At 52.2% G+C, this 24,050-nt stretch carries 17 protein-coding genes; 8 read left to right on the top strand and 9 right to left on the bottom strand.

The features are described from left to right. The first annotated feature begins 33 nt into the window (after positions 1-33). The 7 genes from cmoM (at position 34) to gloC (ending at position 10,794) form a co-directional block, all read left to right on the top strand. Positions 34-819, top strand: coding sequence for a tRNA uridine 5-oxyacetic acid(34) methyltransferase CmoM (cmoM, locus tag AABJ99_RS15110; protein WP_039020475.1), 786 nt, complete (start codon positions 34-36; stop codon positions 817-819). Then, positions 816-2,138 (top strand): chromosome partition protein MukF, encoded by a 1,323-nt coding sequence (gene mukF / locus AABJ99_RS15105; protein WP_039020476.1) that lies wholly within the window; start codon positions 816-818, stop codon positions 2,136-2,138. The genes cmoM and mukF overlap by 4 nt, the downstream gene beginning before the upstream one ends. Further along, on the top strand, positions 2,119-2,823 hold the full coding sequence (gene mukE / locus AABJ99_RS15100) for a chromosome partition protein MukE (RefSeq protein WP_010360875.1): 705 nt from the start codon (positions 2,119-2,121) through the stop codon (positions 2,821-2,823). The genes mukF and mukE overlap by 20 nt, the downstream gene beginning before the upstream one ends. Beyond that, the gene (mukB, locus tag AABJ99_RS15095) at positions 2,823-7,283 is read left to right on the top strand and encodes a chromosome partition protein MukB (protein WP_338387366.1); all 4,461 of its coding nucleotides are present in this window, start codon (positions 2,823-2,825) and stop codon (positions 7,281-7,283) included. Before mukE ends, mukB begins: the two co-directional genes overlap by 1 nt. Positions 7,284-7,543: 260 nt before the next feature. Beyond that, positions 7,544-9,391, top strand: a complete 1,848-nt coding sequence (ldtD, locus tag AABJ99_RS15090) for a L,D-transpeptidase (RefSeq protein ID WP_039020478.1) — start codon at positions 7,544-7,546, stop codon at positions 9,389-9,391. 180 nt (positions 9,392-9,571) lie between these two features. Continuing rightward, positions 9,572-10,120, top strand: coding sequence for a YcbK family protein (gene mepK, locus AABJ99_RS15085; RefSeq protein ID WP_001295932.1), 549 nt, complete (start codon positions 9,572-9,574; stop codon positions 10,118-10,120). Between the two features lie 26 nt (positions 10,121-10,146). Then, on the top strand, positions 10,147-10,794 hold the full coding sequence (gloC, locus tag AABJ99_RS15080; protein WP_001109455.1) for a hydroxyacylglutathione hydrolase GloC: 648 nt from the start codon (positions 10,147-10,149) through the stop codon (positions 10,792-10,794). Positions 10,795-10,843: 49 nt separating this feature from the next. Here the strand turns inward: gloC and aspC are convergent, their stop codons facing one another. The 4 genes from aspC to pncB form a co-directional block, all read right to left on the bottom strand. Then, positions 10,844-12,034, bottom strand: a complete 1,191-nt coding sequence (aspC, locus tag AABJ99_RS15075) for an aspartate transaminase (protein ID WP_000462687.1) — start codon at positions 12,032-12,034, stop codon at positions 10,844-10,846. Positions 12,035-12,218: 184 nt separating this feature from the next. Then, positions 12,219-13,307: a porin OmpF gene (ompF, locus tag AABJ99_RS15070; protein WP_000977917.1), complete on the bottom strand. Its 1,089-nt coding sequence runs from the start codon at positions 13,305-13,307 to the stop codon at positions 12,219-12,221. A gap of 601 nt (positions 13,308-13,908) precedes the next feature. Next, positions 13,909-15,309, bottom strand: coding sequence for an asparagine--tRNA ligase (asnS, locus tag AABJ99_RS15065; protein WP_000117881.1), 1,401 nt, complete (start codon positions 15,307-15,309; stop codon positions 13,909-13,911). A 168-nt stretch (positions 15,310-15,477) separates the two neighbouring features. Next, entirely contained in the window at positions 15,478-16,680 is a 1,203-nt protein-coding gene (gene pncB / locus AABJ99_RS15060; protein ID WP_001305916.1) for a nicotinate phosphoribosyltransferase, read from the bottom strand. 265 nt (positions 16,681-16,945) lie between these two features. Here pncB and pepN point away from each other — a divergent pair, with 265 nt between their 5' ends. Continuing rightward, a complete protein-coding gene (gene pepN / locus AABJ99_RS15055; RefSeq protein ID WP_000193809.1) occupies positions 16,946-19,558 on the top strand; it encodes an aminopeptidase N in 2,613 nt (870 codons plus the stop codon). A gap of 42 nt (positions 19,559-19,600) precedes the next feature. Here pepN and ssuB read toward each other — a convergent pair whose 3' ends face one another. Genes ssuB through ssuE form a run of 5 tightly spaced genes read right to left on the bottom strand, consistent with a single transcriptional unit; the run spans position 19,601 to position 23,837 of the window. Beyond that, positions 19,601-20,368 (bottom strand): aliphatic sulfonates ABC transporter ATP-binding protein, encoded by a 768-nt coding sequence (gene ssuB / locus AABJ99_RS15050; protein ID WP_039020479.1) that lies wholly within the window; start codon positions 20,366-20,368, stop codon positions 19,601-19,603. Then, on the bottom strand, positions 20,365-21,156 hold the full coding sequence (gene ssuC / locus AABJ99_RS15045; RefSeq protein WP_032183869.1) for an aliphatic sulfonate ABC transporter permease SsuC: 792 nt from the start codon (positions 21,154-21,156) through the stop codon (positions 20,365-20,367). Before ssuC ends, ssuB begins: the two co-directional genes overlap by 4 nt. A gap of 11 nt (positions 21,157-21,167) precedes the next feature. Continuing rightward, positions 21,168-22,313, bottom strand: a complete 1,146-nt coding sequence (gene ssuD, locus AABJ99_RS15040) for an FMNH2-dependent alkanesulfonate monooxygenase (RefSeq protein ID WP_039020480.1) — start codon at positions 22,311-22,313, stop codon at positions 21,168-21,170. Beyond that, the gene (gene ssuA / locus AABJ99_RS15035) at positions 22,310-23,269 is read right to left on the bottom strand and encodes an aliphatic sulfonate ABC transporter substrate-binding protein SsuA (RefSeq protein ID WP_039020481.1); all 960 of its coding nucleotides are present in this window, start codon (positions 23,267-23,269) and stop codon (positions 22,310-22,312) included. Before ssuA ends, ssuD begins: the two co-directional genes overlap by 4 nt. Then, on the bottom strand, positions 23,262-23,837 hold the full coding sequence (gene ssuE, locus AABJ99_RS15030) for an NADPH-dependent FMN reductase (protein ID WP_001263932.1): 576 nt from the start codon (positions 23,835-23,837) through the stop codon (positions 23,262-23,264). Before ssuE ends, ssuA begins: the two co-directional genes overlap by 8 nt. Positions 23,838-24,050 lie beyond the last annotated feature (213 nt).

Below are 24,050 nucleotides of genomic sequence, written 5' to 3'. Positions count from 1 at the left end.
AGAAAACGTCTTAGCCAACCGGTGGAGAAAGCAATGCAGGATCGCAATTTTGATGATATTGCGGAAAAGTTTTCCCGTAACATTTACGGCACCACCAAAGGGCAGCTTCGACAGGCTATTCTGTGGCAGGATCTCGATCGCGTGCTGGCGGAAATGGGCTCGCAAAAACTGCGTGTGCTGGATGCTGGCGGTGGAGAAGGGCAGACCGCAATCAAAATGGCCGAGCGTGGGCATCAGGTCATTTTATGCGATCTTTCAGCGCAGATGATCGACCGCGCAAAACAGGCGGCAGAAGCAAAAGGTGTGAGCGACAACATGCAATTTATACATTGCGCCGCTCAGGATGTTGCTTCGCATTTGGAAACGCCCGTTGATCTGATATTGTTCCATGCGGTGCTCGAGTGGGTGGCCGATCCCCGCAGCGTATTGCAGACCCTGTGGTCAGTGTTATGTCCAGGCGGTGTGTTGTCGTTAATGTTCTACAATGCGCACGGTTTGTTGATGCATAACATGGTCGCCGGGAATTTTGATTACGTGCAGGCGGGAATGCCGAAAAAGAAAAAACGGACGCTTTCGCCAGATTATCCACGCGACCCGGCGCAGGTTTATCTGTGGCTGGAAGAAGCTGGTTGGGAAATTCTGGGTAAGACAGGCGTTCGCGTGTTTCATGATTATCTGCGCGAGAAGCACCAGCAGCGCGACTGCTATGAAGCATTACTTGAATTAGAAACGCGTTATTGCCGTCAGGAACCGTATATTACCCTGGGGCGTTATATTCATGTCACCGCGCGCAAACCGCAGAGCAAGGATAAAGTATGAGTGAATTTTCCCAGACAGTCCCCGAACTGGTTGCCTGGGCCAGAAAAAATGACTTCTCCATCTCGCTGCCGGTAGACCGACTCTCTTTTCTGCTGGCGGTTGCCACGCTGAACGGCGAGCGTCTGGATGGTGAGATGAGTGAAGGCGAGCTGGTGGATGCATTCCGCCATGTGAGTGATGCGTTTGAGCAAACCAGCGAAACCATCGGCGTGCGCGCCAACAACGCGATCAACGACATGGTGCGTCAACGTCTGCTGAACCGCTTTACCAGCGAGCAGGCGGAAGGGAACGCAATTTACCGTCTGACGCCGCTCGGCATCGGCATTACTGACTACTACATCCGTCAGCGCGAGTTTTCTACGCTGCGCCTTTCTATGCAGTTGTCGATTGTGGCGGGTGAGCTCAAACGAGCAGCAGATGCCGCCGAAGAGGGCGGTGATGAATTTCACTGGCACCGTAATGTCTATGCGCCACTGAAATATTCGGTAGCAGAAATTTTTGACAGTATCGACCTGACGCAACGTCTGATGGACGAACAGCAGCAGCAGGTGAAGGACGATATCGCCCAGTTGCTGAACAAAGACTGGCGGGCGGCGATCTCCAGCTGCGAATTGTTGCTTTCAGAAACTTCCGGAACGCTGCGTGAATTGCAGGATACGCTGGAAGCGGCAGGTGATAAATTGCAGGCTAATCTGTTACGCATTCAGGATGCGACGATGACTTATGATGATCTGCATTTCGTCGATCGTCTGGTGTTCGATCTGCAAAGCAAACTTGACCGTATTATCAGCTGGGGCCAGCAATCCATCGACTTGTGGATTGGCTACGACCGCCACGTACACAAATTTATTCGTACTGCGATCGATATGGATAAAAACCGCGTCTTTGCTCAGCGGTTACGTCAGTCGGTACAAACCTATTTTGATGAACCGTGGGCGCTAACTTATGCCAATGCCGATCGTCTGCTGGATATGCGTGACGAAGAGATGGCACTGCGCGATGAAGAGGTGACTGGGGAACTTCCTGAGGATCTGGAGTACGAAGAGTTTAACGAGATCCGCGAACAGCTGGCGGCGATCATCGAAGAACAACTTGCCGTGTACAAAACCAGACAAGTGCCGTTGGATCTTGGTCTGGTGGTACGCGAATATCTGTCACAGTATCCGCGTGCACGTCACTTTGACGTTGCGCGCATTGTTATTGATCAGGCGGTACGTCTTGGCGTAGCGCAAGCAGATTTCACCGGACTGCCAGCGAAATGGCAGCCGATTAATGATTACGGAGCCAAGGTACAGGCGCATGTCATCGACAAATATTGAACAAGTGATGCCGGTTAAGCTGGCGCAGGCGCTGGCGAATCCGTTATTTCCGGCGCTGGATAGCGCCTTACGTTCAGGCCGCCATATTGGCCTCGACGAACTGGATAATCATGCATTCCTGATGGATTTTCAGGAATATCTGGAAGAGTTTTACGCGCGTTATAACGTTGAGCTTATTCGCGCACCGGAGGGGTTCTTCTATTTACGTCCACGTTCCACCACTATTATCCCTCGTTCCGTCTTGTCGGAACTGGATATGATGGTCGGGAAAATCCTCTGTTATCTTTATCTCAGCCCGGAACGGCTGGCGAATGAGGGGATTTTCACCCAGCAGGAACTGTACGATGAACTGCTCACCCTGGCCGATGAAGCGAAACTGCTGAAACTGGTGAACAACCGTTCAACCGGTTCAGACGTTGACCGGCAGAAGTTGCAGGAGAAAGTACGTTCTTCGCTCAACCGTCTGCGTCGTTTAGGCATGGTGTGGTTTATGGGCCACGACAGCAGCAAGTTCCGCATTACCGAATCGGTGTTCCGCTTCGGAGCCGATGTGCGTGCTGGCGACGATCCCCGTGAAGCACAGCGTCGCCTGATTCGTGATGGCGAAGCAATGCCGATTGAAAATCATCTGCAACTCAACGATGAAACCGAAGAGAATCAGCCAGATAGCGGAGAGGAAGAATAATGATTGAACGCGGTAAATTTCGCTCACTGACGCTGATTAACTGGAACGGCTTTTTTGCCCGAACTTTTGACCTCGATGAGCTGGTTACGACGCTCTCCGGTGGTAACGGTGCGGGTAAATCTACTACCATGGCGGCGTTCGTTACGGCGCTGATCCCCGACCTGACCCTGCTGCATTTCCGTAACACCACGGAAGCCGGGGCCACCAGCGGTTCGCGCGATAAAGGTCTGCACGGTAAGCTGAAAGCGGGTGTCTGCTATTCGATGCTCGACACCATTAACTCGCGCCATCAGCGCGTGGTGGTCGGCGTGCGTCTGCAACAGGTTGCCGGGCGCGATCGTAAAGTTGATATCAAACCATTTGCCATTCAGGGCTTGCCGATGTCGGTGCAGCCGACACAACTGGTGACCGAAACTCTGAATGAACGTCAGGCGCGTGTACTGACGCTTAACGAGCTGAAAGACAAGCTCGAAGCGATGGAAGGCGTGCAGTTTAAGCAGTTCAACTCTATTACCGATTACCACTCGCTGATGTTCGATCTGGGCATCATCGCACGTCGTCTGCGCTCAGCGTCTGATCGTAGTAAATTCTATCGTCTGATTGAAGCTTCGCTGTACGGCGGGATTTCCAGCGCCATCACCCGTTCTCTGCGCGACTACCTGTTGCCAGAAAATAGCGGCGTGCGTAAAGCGTTTCAGGACATGGAAGCGGCGCTGCGTGAAAACCGTATGACGCTGGAAGCGATTCGTGTTACCCAGTCTGACCGTGACTTGTTCAAGCATCTGATCAGCGAAGCGACTAACTACGTGGCGGCGGACTACATGCGCCACGCCAACGAGCGCCGTGTTCATCTCGATAAGGCCCTGGAGTTTCGTCGTGAGCTTCACACTTCGCGTCAGCAACTGGCGGCAGAGCAGTACAAACATGTCGATATGGCGCGTGAGCTGGCAGAGCACAACGGTGCCGAAGGCGATCTGGAGGCGGATTATCAGGCGGCCAGCGATCATCTGAACCTGGTGCAAACCGCACTGCGTCAGCAGGAAAAGATTGAACGCTACGAAGCGGATCTCGATGAGCTGCAGATCCGTCTGGAAGAGCAAAACGAAGTGGTGGCAGAAGCCATCGAACGCCAGGAAGAGAACGAGGCTCGTGCGGAAGCTGCCGAACTGGAAGTGGACGAGCTGAAAAGCCAGCTTGCTGACTACCAGCAGGCGCTGGACGTCCAGCAAACGCGCGCGATCCAGTATAACCAGGCGATTGCTGCGCTTAATCGTGCCAAAGAACTGTGCCATCTGCCGGACTTAACCGCCGACAGCGCTGCCGAATGGCTGGAAACCTTCCAGGCGAAAGAGCTGGAAGCGACTGAAAAAATGCTCTCTCTTGAGCAGAAAATGAGCATGGCGCAAACCGCGCACAGCCAGTTTGAGCAGGCTTATCAGCTGGTGGTGGCAATCAACGGCCCGCTGGCGCGTAACGAGGCGTGGGATGTCGCCCGCGAACTATTGCGCGAAGGGGTCGATCAGCGTCACCTGGCAGAGCAGGTTCAGCCGTTGCGGATGCGCTTAAGCGAACTGGAACAGCGTCTGCGCGAGCAGCAAGAAGCTGAGCGTCTGTTGGCAGATTTCTGCAAACGTCAGGGCAAGAATTTTGATATCGACGAACTGGAAGCCCTGCATCAGGAGCTGGAAGCGCGCATTGCCTCTCTTTCCGACAGTGTTTCTAACGCCCGCGAAGAGCGTATGGCACTGCGTCAGGAGCAGGAACAGCTGCAGTCTCGCATTCAGAGTTTGATGCAGCGTGCGCCGGTTTGGCTGGCTGCGCAAAACAGTCTCAACCAGTTGAGCGAACAGTGCGGCGAAGAATTCTCCTCAAGCCAGGACGTCACCGAATATCTGCAACAGTTGCTGGAGCGTGAGCGCGAAGCGATTGTTGAACGTGACGAAGTTGGCGCACGCAAAAACGCCGTCGATGAAGAGATCGAACGTTTAAGCCAGCCAGGCGGCTCTGAAGACCAGCGTCTGAATGCGCTGGCGGAGCGTTTTGGCGGCGTGTTGCTGTCAGAAATTTATGACGACGTTAGCCTGGAAGATGCGCCGTACTTCTCGGCGTTGTACGGCCCGTCACGCCACGCTATCGTGGTGCCGGACCTGTCACAGGTAACCGAGCATCTGGAAGGCTTGACCGATTGCCCGGAAGATCTCTATCTGATCGAAGGGGATCCGCAGTCATTCGATGACAGCGTGTTCAGCGTTGATGAGCTGGAAAAAGCGGTAGTGGTGAAAATCGCCGATCGTCAGTGGCGTTATTCACGTTTCCCGGAAGTGCCGCTGTTTGGTCGTGCTGCGCGTGAAAGCCGTATTGAAAGCCTCCATGCGGAACGTGAAGTGCTTTCCGAACGCTTCGCCACGCTCTCCTTTGATGTACAGAAAACCCAGCGTCTGCATCAGGCGTTCAGCCGCTTTATTGGTAGCCATCTGGCGGTAGCGTTTGAGTCTGATCCGGAAGCAGAAATCCGTCAACTGAACAGCCGTCGCGTCGAACTGGAGCGGGCGTTGAGTAATCATGAAAATGATAACCAGCAGCAGCGTATTCAGTTTGAGCAGGCGAAAGAGGGCGTTACGGCGCTGAACCGCATTCTGCCGCGTCTTAACCTGCTGGCTGATGACAGCCTGGCAGATCGCGTCGATGAAATCCGCGAACGTCTGGATGAAGCCCAGGAAGCCGCGCGTTTTGTTCAGCAGTTTGGCAATCAACTGGCGAAACTGGAACCGATCGTTTCGGTATTGCAGAGCGACCCGGAACAGTTCGAACAGTTAAAAGAAGATTACGCGTACTCTCAGCAGATGCAGCGCGATGCCCGTCAGCAGGCGTTTGCCCTGACGGAAGTGGTGCAGCGTCGTGCGCACTTTAGCTACTCTGACTCGGCAGAAATGCTTAGCGGTAACAGCGATCTCAACGAAAAACTGCGTGAACGTCTGGAACAGGCGGAAGCGGAGCGTACCCGCGCTCGTGAAGCGTTGCGCGGACACGCCGCGCAGTTAAGTCAGTACAATCAGGTACTGGCTTCGCTGAAAAGTTCGTATGACACCAAAAAAGAGCTACTCAACGATCTGCAACGTGAATTGCAGGATATCGGCGTGCGTGCTGATAGCGGGGCAGAAGAGCGGGCGCGTATTCGCCGTGATGAGTTACATGCGCAGCTGAGCAATAACCGTTCACGTCGCAACCAACTGGAAAAAGCGCTTACCTTCTGCGAAGCGGAGATGGACAACCTGACCCGCAAACTGCGCAAGCTGGAGCGTGATTACTTTGAGATGCGCGAGCAGGTAGTGACCGCGAAAGCGGGCTGGTGTGCAGTGATGCGCATGGTGAAAGATAACGGTGTTGAGCGCCGCTTACACCGTCGTGAGCTGGCTTATCTCTCCGCTGATGATTTGCGTTCCATGTCGGATAAGGCGTTGGGTGCGTTGCGTCTGGCGGTAGCGGATAACGAACATCTGCGCGACGTGCTGCGTATGTCGGAAGATCCAAAACGTCCGGAACGTAAAATTCAGTTCTTCGTGGCGGTTTATCAGCATCTGCGCGAGCGTATTCGTCAGGATATTATTCGTACCGATGATCCGGTTGAAGCTATCGAGCAGATGGAGATCGAACTTAGCCGTCTGACTGAAGAGTTAACCTCCCGCGAACAGAAACTGGCGATCAGTTCCCGCAGCGTGGCGAACATCATCCGTAAAACTATTCAGCGCGAGCAGAACCGTATCCGTATGCTCAACCAGGGCTTGCAGAACGTATCGTTCGGTCAGGTGAACAGCGTGCGCCTCAACGTGAACGTGCGTGAAACGCACGCCATGCTGCTGGATGTGCTCTCTGAACAGCACGAACAACATCAGGATCTGTTTAACAGCAACCGTCTGACCTTCTCGGAAGCGCTGGCGAAACTGTATCAGCGCCTTAATCCGCAGATTGATATGGGGCAGCGCACGCCGCAGACCATCGGTGAAGAACTGCTGGATTACCGTAACTATCTTGAAATGGAAGTTGAGGTTAACCGTGGTTCCGATGGCTGGTTGCGCGCGGAATCTGGTGCATTGTCGACCGGTGAGGCTATTGGTACCGGTATGTCGATTCTGGTGATGGTGGTACAGAGTTGGGAAGATGAATCTCGCCGCTTGCGCGGTAAAGATATCTCTCCTTGCCGTCTGCTGTTCCTTGATGAAGCAGCGCGACTGGATGCCCGTTCCATCGCCACGCTGTTTGAATTGTGTGAGCGTTTGCAAATGCAGCTCATCATCGCAGCGCCGGAAAATATCAGCCCGGAAAAAGGCACCACCTATAAACTGGTGCGTAAAGTCTTCCAGAATACCGAACACGTTCACGTAGTCGGTCTGCGTGGTTTTGCACCGCAACTCCCTGAAACGCTTTCAGGAACTGACGAAGCGCCTTCCCAGGCGAGTTAAGATTGAGGCGGCAGCGATGCCGCCTTTCCTGTTTCTGAAAACTCCGTTTCTGCACTAAAAAAGTGCCACATTCTGGCGCGCTTTTCTTTAAACTTCTTTACATTAGGTTATGTAAAAACGTATCGGCGTTTATATACTGAAGATAAGCCTGATGAGTAACAGGCTTGCTCGTCATACTTTCGTGAGTATTGGCGTTGTACAGGCAAGTCGTAAAATAACAGCCTGGCTATTCAGAGTATGATAAAAACAGGGGGCAAGGGATGTTGCTTAATATGATGTGTGGTCGTCGGCTGTCGGCAATCAGTTTGTGCGTGGCCGTAACATTCGCTCCACTGTTCAATGCTCAGGCCGATGAGCCTGAAGTAATCCCTGGCGACAGCCCGGTGGCTGTCAGCGAACAGGGCGAGGCACTGCCGCAGGCGCAGGCCACGGCAATAATGGCGGGGATCCAGCCATTGCCTGAAGGTGCGGCAGAAAAAGCTCGCACGCAAATCGAATCTCAATTACCTGCAGGCTATAAGCCGGTTTATCTTAACCAGCTTCAACTGTTGTATGCCGCACGCGATATGCAACCCATGTGGGAAAACCGTGATGCTGTTAAAGCCTTCCAGCAACAGCTGGCAGAAGTGGCGATTGCCGGTTTCCAGCCGCAGTTTAATAAATGGGTAGAGTTACTGACCGATCCTGGTATTAACGGGATGGCACGCGATGTGGTGCTCTCTGATGCGATGATGGGCTATCTCCATTTCATCGCAAATATTCCAGTCAAAGGCACTCGCTGGCTATACAGCAGTAAACCTTATGCGCTTGCAACGCCGCCGCTTTCGGTGATTAACCAATGGCAGCTGGCGCTGGATAAAGGTCAATTGCCGACGTTTGTTGCAGGACTGGCACCGCAGCATCCGCAATATGCGGCGATGCATGAATCGTTACTGAACTTACTCAGTGACACCAAACCGTGGCCCCAACTGACTGGCAAAGCAACATTGCGTCCAGGGCAGTGGAGTAACGACATACCGGCATTGCGCGAAATATTGCAACGTACAGGCATGCTGGACGGGGGGCCGAAAATAACTCTGCCTGGCGATGACACGCCAACTGACGCGGTGGTCAGCCCATCCGCTGTTACTGCTGAAACAGCAGAAACTAAGGCGATGGACCAGCAAACTACGTCTCGTAGTAAACCTGCGCCTGCCGTTCGTGCCGCCTACAATAATGAATTGGTAGAAGCCGTTAAACGTTTTCAGGCATGGCAAGGATTAGGAGCAGATGGCGCTATTGGCCCGGCAACACGGGACTGGTTAAACGTAACGCCCGCCCAGCGAGCTGGCGTGTTGGCACTCAATATCCAGCGATTACGCTTGCTGCCAACTGAGCTTTCAACCGGGATCATGGTTAATATTCCGGCCTATTCGCTGGTCTATTATCAGAACGGCAATCAGGTGCTGGATTCGAGAGTCATTGTCGGTCGCCCCGATCGCAAAACGCCGATGATGAGCAGTGCCCTTAACAACGTGGTGGTAAACCCGCCGTGGAACGTACCACCAACTCTGGCACGCAAAGATATTCTGCCGAAAGTGCGCAACGATCCGGGATATCTCGAAAGCCATGGCTATACGGTGATGCGCGGCTGGAACAGCAGAGAAGCGATTGACCCATGGCAGGTTGACTGGTCTACAATCACGGCCTCGAATTTACCGTTTCGCTTCCAGCAGGCTCCAGGCCCACGGAACTCGCTGGGGCGCTATAAATTCAATATGCCGAGTTCAGAGGCCATTTATTTGCATGACACGCCGAACCACAATCTGTTCAAGCGTGATACACGCGCATTGAGCTCAGGCTGTGTACGAGTGAATAAAGCTTCCGATCTGGCGAATATGCTGTTGCAGGATGCAGGATGGAATGACAAACGTATTTCTGATGCGCTGAAGCAGGGCGATACGCGTTACGTCAATATTCGGCAGTCGATTCCGGTGAATCTCTACTATCTGACGGCATTTGTTGGTGCAGATGGTCGTACCCAGTATCGTACAGATATTTACAATTATGATCTGCCTGCGCGATCCAGCTCGCAAATCGTATCGAAAGCGGAACAATTAATCAGGTAAATGAAGCAGTTCGGGGAAATCAGTTGTCGTAATAATTAGCATGATCGGGGGCGCTTCTCTGCAGCCCCCATCACTGCTGGGGTTGAGTCATCTTGACGTCTGCTTTACGGGCGGTTAAGGTGCCTCTTGTGCGCCAGAAGTGCATATAAACGATAACATTGACCTGTAGACTTGATTATCATGGACAAATTCGACGCTAATCGCCGCAAACTGCTGGCGCTTGGTGGCGTTGCACTCGGTGCCGCCATCCTGCCGACCCCGGCGTTTGCAACACTCTCTACCCCACGCCCGCGTATTTTGACACTCAATAATCTCCATACCGGAGAGTCAATCAAAGCGGAGTTTTTCGATGGCAGAGGCTATATTCAGGAAGAATTGGCAAAACTTAACCATTTTTTCCGCGATTACCGCGCGAACAAAATAAAGTCCATCGACCCAGGATTATTCGACCAGTTGTATCGCCTGCAAGGGTTGTTAGGCACCCGCAAACCGGTGCAACTCATTTCCGGTTATCGTTCCATTGATACCAACAATGAACTACGCGCCCGCAGCCGTGGAGTAGCGAAGAAAAGCTATCACACTAAAGGCCAGGCGATGGATTTCCACATTGAAGGTATCGCGTTAAGCAATATTCGCAAAGCCGCGTTATCTATGCGTGCAGGTGGTGTAGGATATTACCCACGTAGTAACTTTGTGCATATTGATACCGGGCCAGCACGGCACTGGTAGTAATCGCTTAACGAAACAGGGGCAGTATGAACTATCGTATTATTCCGGTCACCGCATTCTCCCAGAACTGTTCATTGATCTGGTGTGAACAAACCCGTCTGGCCGCACTGGTCGATCCTGGCGGCGATGCGGAAAAAATCAAACAGGAAGTTGATGCCAGCGGCCTGACACTGATGCAGATCCTGCTGACTCATGGCCATCTGGACCACGTTGGCGCAGCGGCGGAACTGGCGCAACATTACGGCGTGCCGGTTTTTGGCCCGGAAAAAGAAGATGAGTTCTGGCTGCAAGGCTTGCCTGCGCAAAGTCGTATGTTTGGTCTGGAAGAGTGCCAGCCGCTGACGCCAGATCGTTGGCTGAACGAAGGCGATACCATCAGCATAGGGAATGTGACTTTACAGGTGTTACATTGCCCTGGGCATACGCCGGGTCATGTCGTGTTTTTTGATGAGCGGGCAAGGCTGCTGATTTCTGGCGATGTTATTTTCAAAGGCGGAGTAGGGCGCAGTGATTTCCCGCGTGGCGATCATAATCAACTGATTTCTTCAATCAAAGATAAATTGCTGCCACTGGGGGATGATGTGACATTTATTCCGGGTCACGGACCATTATCCACACTTGGTTATGAGCGCCTGCATAATCCCTTCCTGCAAGACGAAATGCCCGTCTGGTAAAGGCGCATAAAAAAGCCCGCTTTTCAGCGGGCTTCATTGTTTTTAACGCTTACAGCACTGCCACAATCGCTTCGCACAGCGGAGCCATATTATCTGGTGTCATCCCGGCCACGTTTACGCGACCAGAAGCAACAGCATACACGCCAAACTCTTCGCGCAGACGCAGCACTTGTTCTTTTGTCAGGCCACTGAAGGAGAACATGCCGTTCTGTTTGATGATAAAGCTGAAGTCGCGGTTTGCGCCTTTTTCCTGCAGCGTATTGACGAACAACTGACGCATACGCTGAATACGCTGGCGCATATCAGTCAGCTCTTGTTCCCAAATCGCACGTAACGCATCGTTGCTCAGGATGGTGGCAACAACAGAAGCGCCGTGTGCTGGTGGGTTAGAGTAGTTAGCGCGAATCGCCGCTTTCATTTGGCTGAATGCGCGATCAACGGTCTCACTGTCAGCAGCAACCAGAGTACAAGCGCCAACACGCTCGTTGTACAGGCCAAAGTTTTTAGAGTAGGAACTGGCAACAATCAGCTCTTTATGCATAGCCGCGAAAGCGCGCAGTCCTTCAGCATCTTCTTCCAGACCACGGGCAAACCCCTGGTAAGCGAAGTCAAACAGCGGTAACCAGCCTTTCTCAACGGAAAGTTGTGCCAGTGTCTGCCATTGTTCCAGCGTAGGGTCGATACCGGTTGGGTTATGGCAGCAGCCATGGAACAGCACTACGTCGCCAGCCTGAGCTTCGTTCAGGCTATTAATCAGTGCATCGAAGTCAAGGGTGTGATTTTCCGCATCATAATAAGCGTATTCACGAACTTCCAGACCTGCAGAGTTAAAGACGCTCTTATGGTTCGGCCAGCTTGGGTTGCTCACCCACACACGCTTAACGCTGGTATTTTTTGCCAGGAAATCGGCAGCCACGCGTAGTGCGCCAGTGCCACCCGGAGTCTGTGCCGTGCGAGCACGTTTGTCATTGATCAGGGCGCTACCTTTACCAAACAGCAGTTCCTGAGTGCAGCGACCAAATTCAGGGATGCCGTCAATGCCGAGGTAATTTTTGGTGGTTTCATTTTCGAGCAGATACTGTTCAGCCTTTTTCACGCTGGTCAGTACCGGGGTTTTGCCCGTCTCATCTTTATAGACACCAATCCCGAGGTTAATTTTGCCGGGACGTTCATCGGCACGAAACAGATCGGCCAGGCCCAGAATCGGGTCGGCAGGAGCGGCGGTAATGTTCTCAAACATGACGAGGTTCCATTATGGTTACAGAAGGGAAGTCCGCTATCAGGGTAACGGGAGATTTACAAAATTCCAACTATTACTGATGAAAACGCAGGCTGTTTTTGCAAGACGTGAGATTGCTCTGGAAGGCATAAAAAAAACAGGACCAAAGTCCTGTTTTTTCGGCATTTAACAAAGAGGTGTGCTATTAGAACTGGTAAACGATACCCACAGCAACGGTGTCGTCTGAACCTACGCCCAGTTTGTTGTCAGAATCGATCTGGTTGATGATGTAGTCAACATAGGTGGACATGTTTTTGTTGAAGTAGTAGGTTGCGCCCACTTCAAAGTAGTTCACCAGATCAACATCACCGATACCCTCTACGTCTTTCGCTTTAGATTTGGTGTAAGCGATGGACGGACGCAGACCGAAATCGAACTGGTATTGCGCAACTAACAGAACATCTTGCGTTTTGTTGGCGAAGCCGCTGATGTTTGTAAATTTATTAGTGATCGGCGTAGCGTTACGGGTTTCACCGTAGTTCGCTGCCAGGTAGATGTTGTTCGCGTCATACTTCAGACCAGTAGCCCACTGTTCAGCTTTTTTACCGTTGCCAAGAGGTTGAGCTTCTTGCAGGTTGGTACGGTCAGCGGCGCCATATGCACCAACGATACCAAAGCCTTCGTATTCGTAGCTGATAGAACCGCCAACACCGTCGCCGTTAGAGCGGCGTGCAGTGTCACGCTCGTTTTTACCCAGGTACTGAACAGCGAAGTTCAGGCCATCAACCAGACCAAAGAAGTTGGAGTTACGATAGGTAGCAACGCCGCCAACACGACCAACGAAGAAGTCATCGCTGTATGCAGTATCACCACCAAATTCTGGCAGCATATCGGTGTAACCCAGTGCATCATAAACCACACCGTAGTTACGGCCGTAATCGAAAGAACCAACGTCAGCGTATTTAAGACCCGCGAATGCCAGACGCGTTTTGTTACCAGTTTGAGCGTCAGCGCCTTCAGAGTTGTTACCCTGGAAGTTATATTCCCACTGACCATAACCGGTCAGATCGGAATTGATTTGAGTTTCCCCTTTAAAACCAAGACGGGCATAGGTCATGTCGCCATTGCCACCGTAACTGTTTTCACCGTTACCCTTGGAGAAATAATGCAGACCGACAGCTTTACCGTACAGATCTACTTTGTTGCCATCTTTGTTATAAATTTCTGCAGCGTTTGCAGTACCTGCTACTAACAGAGCAGGGACGATCACTGCCAGAATATTGCGCTTCATCATTATTTATTACCCTCATGGTTTTTTTATGACACCTGCCACTGCCGTCAATAAGTTCTGTCAATAAAAATTTACGGAACTATTGATGAGAGTTTGGTGTCTTTATGTGTCTGCAGGCATCTTTCCATTCAAACTAACGTTTCGCTACCGTGAAAGTGCTACAAATATAAAGATATAGTTTCAAAAAGAAAAAATATGTAACTAAAAGTAAAATTTAAGGAACTTTGTGAACGCCGTCATATTTCTATTGAATCATGATGATATTTACAGCAATTTTTATCTATTTATATGATTTCCTTATATTTAAATTAACTAAAAGGAAATTTTGTTTCTGATGGAAACTTTATCGACCTGGCAATAAATCCTCGTTCAGACATCCAGAACGCCAAAAAATAGTATGAAAATTGTGCTATCAGCTAAGAAAAAACTAATCCGCAATAAGAATGCGGATTATTTTTTGTGCGCAAATGTTGCAGTGTAATATTCCGTAACAGGATGATCGTTATGGCGGGGTTGCAAATAGATTGCTTGACTTAACAAACAGATAACTTGACAGAAAGGATAAAAAAAGAGCCAGCGGGCGCTGGCTCTTGAAGACGCTAAATTAGAAGCTGGCGTTACGCGGAGTACGTGGGAACGGAATCACATCACGCACGTTTTGCACGCCAGTTACGTAAGCAATCAGGCGTTCAAAACCAAGACCGAAACCGGAATGCGGAACAGTACCGTAGCGACGCAGATCGCGATACCACCAGTAATCTTCTTTATTCAGGCCCATTTCCAGCATACGCTCGTCCAGCACGTCCAGACGCTCTTCACGCTGAGAACCACCAATGATTTCACCGATGCCCGGAGCCAGAACATCCATAGCCGCAACGGTTTTACCGTCTTCGTTAAGGCGCATATAGAACGCTTTAATATCTTTCGGATAGTTTTTAACCACTACCGGTGCTTTAAAGTGTTCTTCTGCCAGATAACGCTCATGCTCAGAAGAGAGATCGACGCCCCAGTAAACCGGGTTTTCAAACTTCCTGCCGCAGTTTTCGAGAATGGTCACTGCGTCGGTGTAATCCACCTGCGCGAAATCGGCCTCAATAAAGCGTTCCAGACGTGAAACGGCATCTTTATCTACGCGTTCAGCGAAGAATTTCATGTCGTCAGCGCGTTCTTCGAGAACCGCTTTGAAGACATATTTCAGCATGGCTTCAGCCAGACCCGCGATATCGTTCAGGTTAGCAAACGCCACTTCCGGCTCCAGCATCCAGAATTCCGCCAGGTGACGGCTGGTGTTGGAGTTTTCAGCACGGAAAGTCGGGCCGAAGGTATAAATTTTGGACAATGCGCAAGCGTAGGTTTCGCCATTCAACTGGCCAGATACGGTCAGGAAAGACTCTTTACCAAAGAAGTCTTTGTCGAAATCCACTTTGCCCTGATCGTTACGCGGCAGGTTTTCCAGATCCAGCGTAGAAACGCGGAACATTTCGCCAGCCCCTTCGGTATCAGACGCAGTAATCAGTGGCGTTGAAACCCAGAAGAATCCCTGCTCGTTAAAGAAGCGATGCAGCGCCTGCGCCAGCGTATGGCGAACGCGCGCGACGGCACCAATCAGGTTTGTGCGCGGACGCAGGTGAGCGACTTCACGCAGATACTCAATGCTGTGGCGTTTTGCCGCCATCGGGTAAGTGTCTGGATCTTCAACCCAACCAGCAACTTCAACCTTGCTGGCCTGAATTTCAAATTGTTGCCCCTGGCCTGGCGACGCCACGACTTTACCCGTCACAATGACCGAGCAACCGGTGGTCAGACGCAGAACGTCTTCATTGTAATTGGGCAGAGAATTATTGATGACAGCCTGTACAGGATCAAAGCAGGAACCGTCATAAACGGCGAGGAAGGAGATGCCAGCTTTTGAATCTCGGCGGGTACGTACCCATCCGCGCACGGTGACTTCGCTGTCAACGGCTACGCGGCCCTGGAGTACGTCGGCTACAGGCACAACGCTCATAATATTCTCTCTGTTAATAGTCGGAAAAAATAAACACTTGTCCACCCTTCAATGGGGGGATACCTATGTTACCTGGCATCTGCAATCAGACAAGCAGAATTCGCAAATGCAGCGAAAGATTTCGGAATTAAAGGTAAAAAAAGGGAGCCGATTAGCTCCCTGATGATATTAACTGGCTTTTTTAATATGCGGAAGGTCGAACGCTTTGCGCAGCGCCCGAACAAACGCTTTATCGTGGCAGATAGTTTTGCCAGGGCTGTCAGAAAGTTTCGCCACCGGTTTACCGTTACACTCAACCAACTTAATGACAATATTCAGGGGTTTTACCTGGGGGATATCGCAGGTCAGGCGAGTCCCAATACCAAAACTTAATTGCACGCGGGAAGAGAAATGGCGGTATAGCTCAACCGCTTTGCGTAAATCTAGATTGTCAGAGAAAACCAGCGTTTTACTCTGTGGATCAATTCCCAGCTTCTCATAATGTGCAATGGCTTTTTCGCCCCATTCAACCGGGTCGCCGGAGTCATGACGCAAGCCCTGATAGCGGCTGGCAAATTCTACGCCGAAATCTCGCAGGAAAGCATCCATGGTAATACAGTCGGTTAACGCAATGCCAAGTTGGTCGGGATATTCTTCCAGCCAGGCTGCAAGTGCAGCTCGCTGGCTGTTGGCAAGATCCGGACTGATTTGCTGATGCGCCTGGAACCATTCGTGTGCTTGTGTTCCCATTGGCGTGAGGGAAAGCCGACGCGCCAGATCGTAGTTGCTGGTGCCTACGAACCAGGATTCCTGTTGCAGGCGTTTCACGATGGTTTCTTGTACTTCACGAGAAAAACGTCGGCGGGTGCCAAAATCCATCAGATGGAAGCGCGACATATCAAGACCGGCGGTTAATGCCGAGAAGTCGGCTAATTTGCTTTCCAGCGTGTCGAGGGCTTGCGCAACGTCGGCCTGCGGTGAGCGATAGCGATGTACCATTTCACTGATAACCGCCAGCAAAGGAACTTCCCAGAGGATGACTTCACGCCACGGGCCGCTTAAACGAATATCCAGCTTGCCATTATCGTTGGACACGGTGACTTGTTCCGGGTTAAAGCGGAACTCGCGTAGCCAGTTAAGATAGTCGGCTTTAAAGAAAGGCAGGGCTGAGAGCCATTGATATTCATCATCCTGCAGGCGCAGGTGCTGCATCGCCTGAACCTGTTCACGAATAGCATCGGCATAAATACCCAGCAGATCGTCACCTCGGCAACGAAACTCCGCCGCGACATGCACATCGTAATAGTGATGAAACACGGCTTGCTGCATATGCAACTTATAAGCATCTGTATCCAGCAACGAGTGCAGAACAGGAGAAGCGAATTGTGTCATAGGTGCGCAGTAGCGTCCTCGTACAGGAGCGTTTAGTACAATAAACATCTTCAGGAACTGCTGGAGTATACCTTGTTTCGTAATTTATTGAACCCCGATCACACCATATGTCACCTTTCTGGTCGATGGTATTGCGCTGCGTATGTTATAAAAATGTAGCAATAAAGGCGTTTGTACCTGAAAAGATGAAGATTCTGCATAGCGCGATTTACGCAACAGGAATAGACTGAACACCAGACTCTATAAAAGATGCTAAAGGTTATTTATGACTCAACAGCCACAAGCCAAATACCGTCACGATTATCGTGCGCCGGATTACCAGATTACTGATATTGACTTGACCTTTGACCTGGACGCGCAAAAGACGGTCGTTACCGCGGTCAGCCAGGCTGTCCGTCATGGTGCATCAGATGCTCCGCTTCGTCTTGATGGCGAAGATCTTAAACTGGTTTCTGTTCATATTAATGATGAGCCGTGGACCGCCTGGAAAGAAGAAGAGGGCGCACTGGTCATCAGTAATTTGCCGGAGCGTTTTACGCTCAAGATTGTTAATGAAATAAGCCCGGCGGCGAATACTGCGCTGGAAGGGCTTTATCAGTCAGGCGATGCGCTTTGCACCCAGTGTGAAGCCGAAGGTTTCCGCCATATTACGTATTATCTCGACCGCCCGGACGTGCTGGCGCGTTTTACCACCAAAATTATTGCCGATAAAACCAAATATCCCTTCCTGCTTTCCAACGGTAACCGCGTTGCGCAAGGCGAACTGGAAAATGGACGCCACTGGGTACAATGGCAGGACCCGTTCCCGAAACCGTGCTACCTGTTTGCGCTGGTGGCAGGTGACTTTGATGTACTGCGCGACACCTTCACCACGCGTTCTGGTCGCGAAGTGGCGCTAGAGCTGTATGTTGATCGTGGTAATCTCGACCGTGCACCGTGGGCGATGACCTCGCTGAAAAATTCCATGAAGTGGGATGAAGAACGCTTCGGTCTGGAGTATGACCTCGACATCTATATGATCGTCGCGGTGGATTTCTTCAATATGGGCGCAATGGAGAATAAAGGTCTTAACATCTTTAACTCTAAGTATGTACTGGCGCGCACCGATACCGCGACCGATAAAGATTATCTCGATATTGAGCGCGTTATTGGTCACGAATATTTCCACAACTGGACCGGTAACCGTGTGACCTGTCGCGACTGGTTCCAGCTCAGCCTGAAAGAAGGCTTAACCGTGTTCCGCGATCAGGAGTTCAGCTCTGATCTTGGTTCCCGCGCAGTAAACCGTATCAACAACGTGCGCACCATGCGCGGATTGCAGTTTGCGGAAGACGCCAGCCCGATGGCGCACCCGATCCGCCCGGATATGGTTATTGAAATGAACAACTTCTACACCCTGACCGTTTATGAGAAGGGCGCGGAAGTGATTCGCATGATCCACACTCTGCTGGGCGAAGAAAACTTCCAGAAAGGGATGCAGCTCTATTTTGAGCGCCATGATGGCAGCGCGGCAACCTGCGACGACTTTGTTCAGGCGATGGAAGATGCGTCGAATGTCGATCTCTCCCATTTCCGCCGTTGGTACAGCCAGTCTGGTACGCCGGTTGTGACCGTCAAAGACGACTATAATCCGGAAACCGAGCAGTACACCCTGACCATCAGCCAGCGCACGCCTGCTACGCCGGATCAGGCAGAAAAACAGCCGCTGCATATTCCGTTTGCCATCGAACTGTATGACAACGAAGGCAAAGTGATCCCGTTGCAGAAAGGCGGTCACCCGGTGAATTCGGTGCTGAACGTCACCCAGGCGGAACAGACCTTTGTCTTTGATAATGTCTACTTCCAGCCGGTGCCCGCACTGCTGTGCGAATTCTCTGCGCCAGTGAAACTGGAATATAAGTGGAGCGATCAGCAACTGACCTTCCTGATGCGTCATGCGCGTAATGATTTCTCCCGCTGGGATGCGGCGCAAAGCCTGCTGGCAACCTACATCAAGCTCAACGTCGCCCGTCATCAGCAAGGGCAGCCGCTGTCTCTGCCGGTGCATGTGGCTGACGCTTTCCGCGCGGTGCTGCTCGATGAGAAGATTGATCCGGCGCTGGCGGCAGAAATTCTGACGCTGCCTTCGGTAAATGAAATGGCAGAACTGTTCGATATCATCGATCCGATTGCTATTGCCGAAGTGCGTGAAGCACTCACCCGTACTCTGGCGACTGAACTGGCGGATGAGCTGCTGGCTATTTACAACGCGAATTACCAGAGCGAGTATCGCGTTGAGCATGAAGATATTGCAAAACGCACTCTGCGAAATGCCTGCCTGCGCTTCCTCGCTTTTGGTGAAACGCATCTGGCTGACGTGCTGGTAAGCAAGCAGTTCCATGAAGCAAACAATATGACCGATGCGCTGGCCGCGCTTTCTGCGGCGGTTGCTGCACAGTTGCCATGCCGTGACGCGCTGATGCAGGAGTACGACGACAAGTGGCATCAGGATGGTCTGGTGATGGATAAATGGTTTATCCTGCAAGCCACCAGCCCGGCGGCGAATGTGCTGGAGACGGTGCGTGGTCTGTTGCAGCATCGCTCATTTACCATGAGCAACCCGAACCGCATTCGTTCGTTGATTGGCGCGTTTGCGGGCAGCAACCCGGCAGCGTTCCATGCCGAAGATGGCAGCGGTTACCAGTTCCTGGTGGAAATGCTTACCGACCTCAACAGCCGTAACCCGCAGGTGGCTTCACGTCTGATTGAACCGCTGATTCGCCTGAAGCGTTACGATGCCAAACGTCAGGAGAAAATGCGCGCGGCGCTGGAGCAGTTGAAAGGGCTGGAAAATCTCTCTGGCGATCTGTACGAGAAGATAACTAAAGCACTGGCTTGATAAATAACCGAATGGCGGCAATAGCGCCGCCATTCGGGGAATTTACCCCTGTTTTCTCAGGCGAGTTTCAGATTCACCACGCTGCATCACCCGTTGCAACACTTCCGCTTCCAGCTCCGCTAATCTCACCGACCCTAACCGGCGCGGACGGGGGATATCCACCGTCAAATCCAGACCAATTTTTCCCTCTTCAATTAACAACACCCGGTCCGCCATTGCTACCGCTTCGCTCACATCATGCGTCACCAACAGTACGGTAAAGCCGTGCTCCTGCCAAAGTGACACAATCAAATCCTGCATCTCGAGCCGAGTCAGGGCGTCCAGCGCCCCGAGCGGTTCATCAAGCAATAATAAACCCGGTCGATGAATCAACGCTCTTGCCAGCGCCACACGCTGTTTCTGCCCGCCAGAAAGTGCGGCAGGCCATTCCCGCGCGCGATTCTCCAGCCCTACCGCTGCCAGCGCCCGACGCGCGGCATCGCGCCACTGACCTTTAAGGCCTAACCCAACGTTATCAATCACCGATTTCCACGGTAGCAGACGCGCATCCTGAAACATCATTCGCGTGTCTTCCTGAATCTCAGCCAGCGGTGTGGTACCCGCTAACACATCGCCTGCGGTTGGCGTTTCCAGACCTGCCAGCAGGCGCAGCAGGGTACTTTTGCCACCACCGCTGCGGCCCACCACCGCCACAAACTGACCTGCCGGAATATGTAAATCCAGTTGGTTCAGGACGATATTTTCCGCGTAATGTTTGCTTACTGCATTGAGTAACAAGGGTGTGCCCTGGTTCAGACGAGCAGTATTCATACCGTGGCCTCCTTCAAATGATAAGCCGGATTCCAGCGCAGCCAGAGGCGCTCTAACAGCTGCGCGCTGACGTCAGCAAGTTTGCCGAGCAGGGCGTAGAGAATAATGGCGACTACCACCACATCCGTTTGCAAAAACTCCCGCGCATTCATCGCCAGATAACCAATGCCGGAATTGGCAGAAATGGTTTCGGCAACAATCAGCGTCAGCCACATCAGGCCCAACGCAAAACGTACGCCGACCATAATTGAGGGCAGGGCACCAGGCAGGATCACATGGATAAACAGCGGTATGCCGGATAATCCATAGCTACGCGCCATTTCCACCAGACCGCGATCGATATTACGGATGCCGTGCCAGGTGTTGATATAAATGGGGAATAGTGTGCCGAGCGCCACCAGAAAGATTTTCGCGGATTCATCAATGCCAAACCACAAAATCACCAGTGGGATCAGCGCCAGATGCGGCACGTTGCGCAACATTTGAATTGAGGTATCCAGCAGCCGTTCTCCCCAGCGCGACAGCCCGCTAATCAGTCCCAGAATCAAGCCCAGCGATCCGCCAATTGAAAAACCAATCAGCGCCCGCCAGGAGCTGATCGCCAGATGTTGCCACAATTCGCCGCTGGCTGAGAGCGACCAGAACGCCGTCACCACCCCTTCCGGTGAGGGCAAAATACGCGTCGACAACCAGCCAACCGAGGAGGCCAGTTGCCACACCGCCACGATGCCCACCGGTAAAAACCAGGGGGCAACGCGCAATAACCACTTTTTCACTGGCGTTGCCATCATTTTGTTCCTTAGCTTTGCGCGACGTTACGGGGGATAAAATCATTCGCCACCGCTTCGCCTTGCGGATTCAGCGGTTGTGGCTGGGGAATTTCCGGAATGGCAATATCCAGATGTGGGAACAACAACTCGCCGACCCGATACGCTTCTTCCAGATGCGGATAACCAGAAAGCACAAAGCTGTCGATGCCAAGCGCAGCGTATTCGTTGATTCGCGCGGCGACCGTCGGACCATCGCCCACCAACGCCGTCCCGGCACCGCCGCGCACTAAGCCAACGCCCGCCCATAAATTGGGGCTGATCTCCAGATTGTCGCGCTTGCCGTTATGTAGCGCCGCCATTCGCTGTTGCCCCACGGAATCCGTGCGGGCAAACGCGGCTTGTGCTTTAGCGATGGTCTCATCATCAAGATGGGAGATTAAGCGCTCAGCGGCCTGCCACGCTTCGTCGTTAGTTTCGCGGACAATCACATGCAGGCGAATACCGAAACGAATTTTGCGTCCATGTGCGGCAGCTTTCGCCCGCACTTGCGCGATCTTCTCTTTTACCAGTTTAGGCGGTTCGCCCCAGGTGAGATAAAGATCTACCTGTTCAGCGGCCAGATCCTGGGCAGCATCTGACGATCCGCCAAAGTAAAGCGGAGGATAAGGCTGTTGAATCGGCGGGAAGAGCAGTTTTGCTCCACGTACATGAATATGTTTACCGTTAAAATCGACGGTTTCGCCCTGCAATAAGCGCCGCCAGACCTGTGTAAATTCAGACGAGGCTTCGTAACGCTCGCTATGATCAAGGAATACGCCGTCGCCTGCCAGCTCTTGCGGATCGCTGCCTGTGACCAGATTAAACAACGCGCGTCCGTTAGAGAGACGATCCAGCGTGGCGGCCTGGCGGGCGGCAACGGTAGGCGATGTCACACTGGGGCGCAGGGCAACAAGAAACTTCAACCGTTGCGTCACAGGGATCATCGACGCTGCCACCAGCCACGCATCTTCACACGATCGCCCCGTCGGGATGAGCACACCGGTATAGCCCAGACGATCCGCCGCTTGCGCAATTTGTTGCAGATAACCGTGATCAACCGGACGTGAACCTTCTTCCGTTCCCAGATAATGCCCGTCACCGTGGGTCGGTAAAAACCAGAACATATTCAGACTCATAATTGTTTTCCTTCCAGTTGAGTGGGCTGCCAGATGCGCTGGCGAATATCGACTTTTTTCGGCACCAGACGGTTTTCATAAAACAGATCTGCCGTTTGCTGCTGTAAGACGGCAACCTCGGCGTTAACCGGTTTGATGGTGGTAGGGGGGCGATGATCTAAATAAGAGGCAATCACCGGCGTTGGTAAGCCCATCGTTTTTGCCAGTAAAGCGATGCTTTGCTCGCGCTGGCTGCGGGTTAACGCATCGGCCTCACTAAAGGTTGCCAGTACACCCTGAATAAATGCGCCGTTTTTTTCTGCATACGGACGGGCAGCCAGATAAAACGATCCAGTTTGATTGAGATCGGTGCCGTCTTTTAGCACCCGCACGCCGCCCTGTAATAACGCGGCGGAATAGTAGGGATCCCAGATAGCCCAGGCGTCGACGTTACCTTGCTGGAACGCGGCGCGGGCATCGGCGGGCGTCAGGTAAGTGGGCTGGATATCCGTGAATTTAAGCCCGGCCTGGCGAAGGGCTCGCAGTAAAAGGTTGTGTGAACTGGAACCTTTCTGAAAAGCAACTTTGTGACCTTTAAGATCGGCTACGGTTTTGATCGGGCTGTTATCTGCCACCAGAATCACTTCGGCTTTGGGCTTCGGCGGCTCGACGCCCACGTACACCAAATCAGCCCCGGCGGCCTGAGCAAAGATTGGTGGAATATCCCCGGTACTGCCGAGATCAATACTGCCAACGTTCAACGCCTCCAACATTTGCGGACCCGCGGGAAACTCCACCCACGAGATTTTTGTTTGCGGATAGCGTTTTTCCAGCATTTGGTAATTTTTCGCCAGTACCGAACTGATATTGCTTTTCTGATAGCCAATCCTTAACGCTTCTGGCGAAGATTCCGCGGCAACTGCGAGTGTCGAGACGCTAAGCAATCCCGCAAGCGCCAGTTTAATGATGTTACGCATGGGCATTACCTCGCAGAGAAAGAAGGTCAGGAACCTGAACATCACGGCGGTGAAGTGCCTGCCAGAAAGTTTCTAGCGCGGTATCAAGACGGGTTTGCAGATTTGGCGTGAACTGGGGTTTGTGGTGGTAATCAATTACTTGTGAGTCATCGGCAAACACGCCGTGCAGGATCTCCTGGGCTTTCAGTGCGCTTAAAACCGGTTTAAGGGCGTAATCGACTGCCAGCAGATGGGCCACCGTGCCGCCCGTTGCCAGCGGCAGCACCACTTTGCCTTGCAAAGCGCGTTCAGGCAGCAGGTCGAGCAGGGTTTTCAGCGCTCCGGAATAGGCGGCTTTATACACTGGCGTGGCGACAATCAACCCATCGGCCTGTTGCAATTGTTCGGTGAAGGTTTTTAGCGCCGGACTATCGAAACGGGCATAGAGCAGATCTTCCGGGGCGAAGTTTTGCAGATTCCAGTGATAAACCTCTACATCCAGGCCATTCAGTTTTTCCCGCGCATATTCCAGCAAGGAGCTGGAGCGAGAAGGAAAGCGAGGACTACCCGCCAGGGTGATGACACGCATACTCTCTCCTTATAACCAATTGTTCTTGTTTTGTTAACATTGATAACAATTCGGTCAGTCTGACAGAGGTGGCCCGCGAGTCGAAATGATTTATCTGAGGAAGAAAAGCCAAAAAAAGCATAAAAAAAGCGCAATAAGAAAACGTTTGCTATTTTTTGCCACAGGCCAATTCCCTTTTAGTCCGAACTCGCACATAATACGCCCCCGGTTTGC

This window comes from Escherichia coli, assembly GCF_036503815.1.
In the GTDB taxonomy this organism is placed as follows: Bacteria; Pseudomonadota; Gammaproteobacteria; order Enterobacterales; family Enterobacteriaceae; genus Escherichia; species Escherichia coli_F.
The sequence above is the reverse complement of the archived record's forward strand: the minus strand, read 5'-3'. Positions and strand labels throughout refer to the sequence as shown.

Coding starts and splice junctions, on each gene's coding strand:
- cmoM (WP_039020475.1), top strand. CDS start 34: ATGCAGGATCGCAATTTTGATGATATTGCGGAAAAGTTTTCCCGTAAC.
- mukF (WP_039020476.1), top strand. CDS start 816: ATGAGTGAATTTTCCCAGACAGTCCCCGAACTGGTTGCCTGGGCCAGA.
- mukE (WP_010360875.1), top strand. CDS start 2,119: ATGTCATCGACAAATATTGAACAAGTGATGCCGGTTAAGCTGGCGCAG.
- mukB (WP_338387366.1), top strand. CDS start 2,823: ATGATTGAACGCGGTAAATTTCGCTCACTGACGCTGATTAACTGGAAC.
- ldtD (WP_039020478.1), top strand. CDS start 7,544: ATGTTGCTTAATATGATGTGTGGTCGTCGGCTGTCGGCAATCAGTTTG.
- mepK (WP_001295932.1), top strand. CDS start 9,572: ATGGACAAATTCGACGCTAATCGCCGCAAACTGCTGGCGCTTGGTGGC.
- gloC (WP_001109455.1), top strand. CDS start 10,147: ATGAACTATCGTATTATTCCGGTCACCGCATTCTCCCAGAACTGTTCA.
- aspC (WP_000462687.1), bottom strand. CDS start 12,034: ATGTTTGAGAACATTACCGCCGCTCCTGCCGACCCGATTCTGGGCCTG.
- ompF (WP_000977917.1), bottom strand. CDS start 13,307: ATGATGAAGCGCAATATTCTGGCAGTGATCGTCCCTGCTCTGTTAGTA.
- asnS (WP_000117881.1), bottom strand. CDS start 15,309: ATGAGCGTTGTGCCTGTAGCCGACGTACTCCAGGGCCGCGTAGCCGTT.
- pncB (WP_001305916.1), bottom strand. CDS start 16,680: ATGACACAATTCGCTTCTCCTGTTCTGCACTCGTTGCTGGATACAGAT.
- pepN (WP_000193809.1), top strand. CDS start 16,946: ATGACTCAACAGCCACAAGCCAAATACCGTCACGATTATCGTGCGCCG.
- ssuB (WP_039020479.1), bottom strand. CDS start 20,368: ATGAATACTGCTCGTCTGAACCAGGGCACACCCTTGTTACTCAATGCA.
- ssuC (WP_032183869.1), bottom strand. CDS start 21,156: ATGGCAACGCCAGTGAAAAAGTGGTTATTGCGCGTTGCCCCCTGGTTT.
- ssuD (WP_039020480.1), bottom strand. CDS start 22,313: ATGAGTCTGAATATGTTCTGGTTTTTACCGACCCACGGTGACGGGCAT.
- ssuA (WP_039020481.1), bottom strand. CDS start 23,269: ATGCGTAACATCATTAAACTGGCGCTTGCGGGATTGCTTAGCGTCTCG.
- ssuE (WP_001263932.1), bottom strand. CDS start 23,837: ATGCGTGTCATCACCCTGGCGGGTAGTCCTCGCTTTCCTTCTCGCTCC.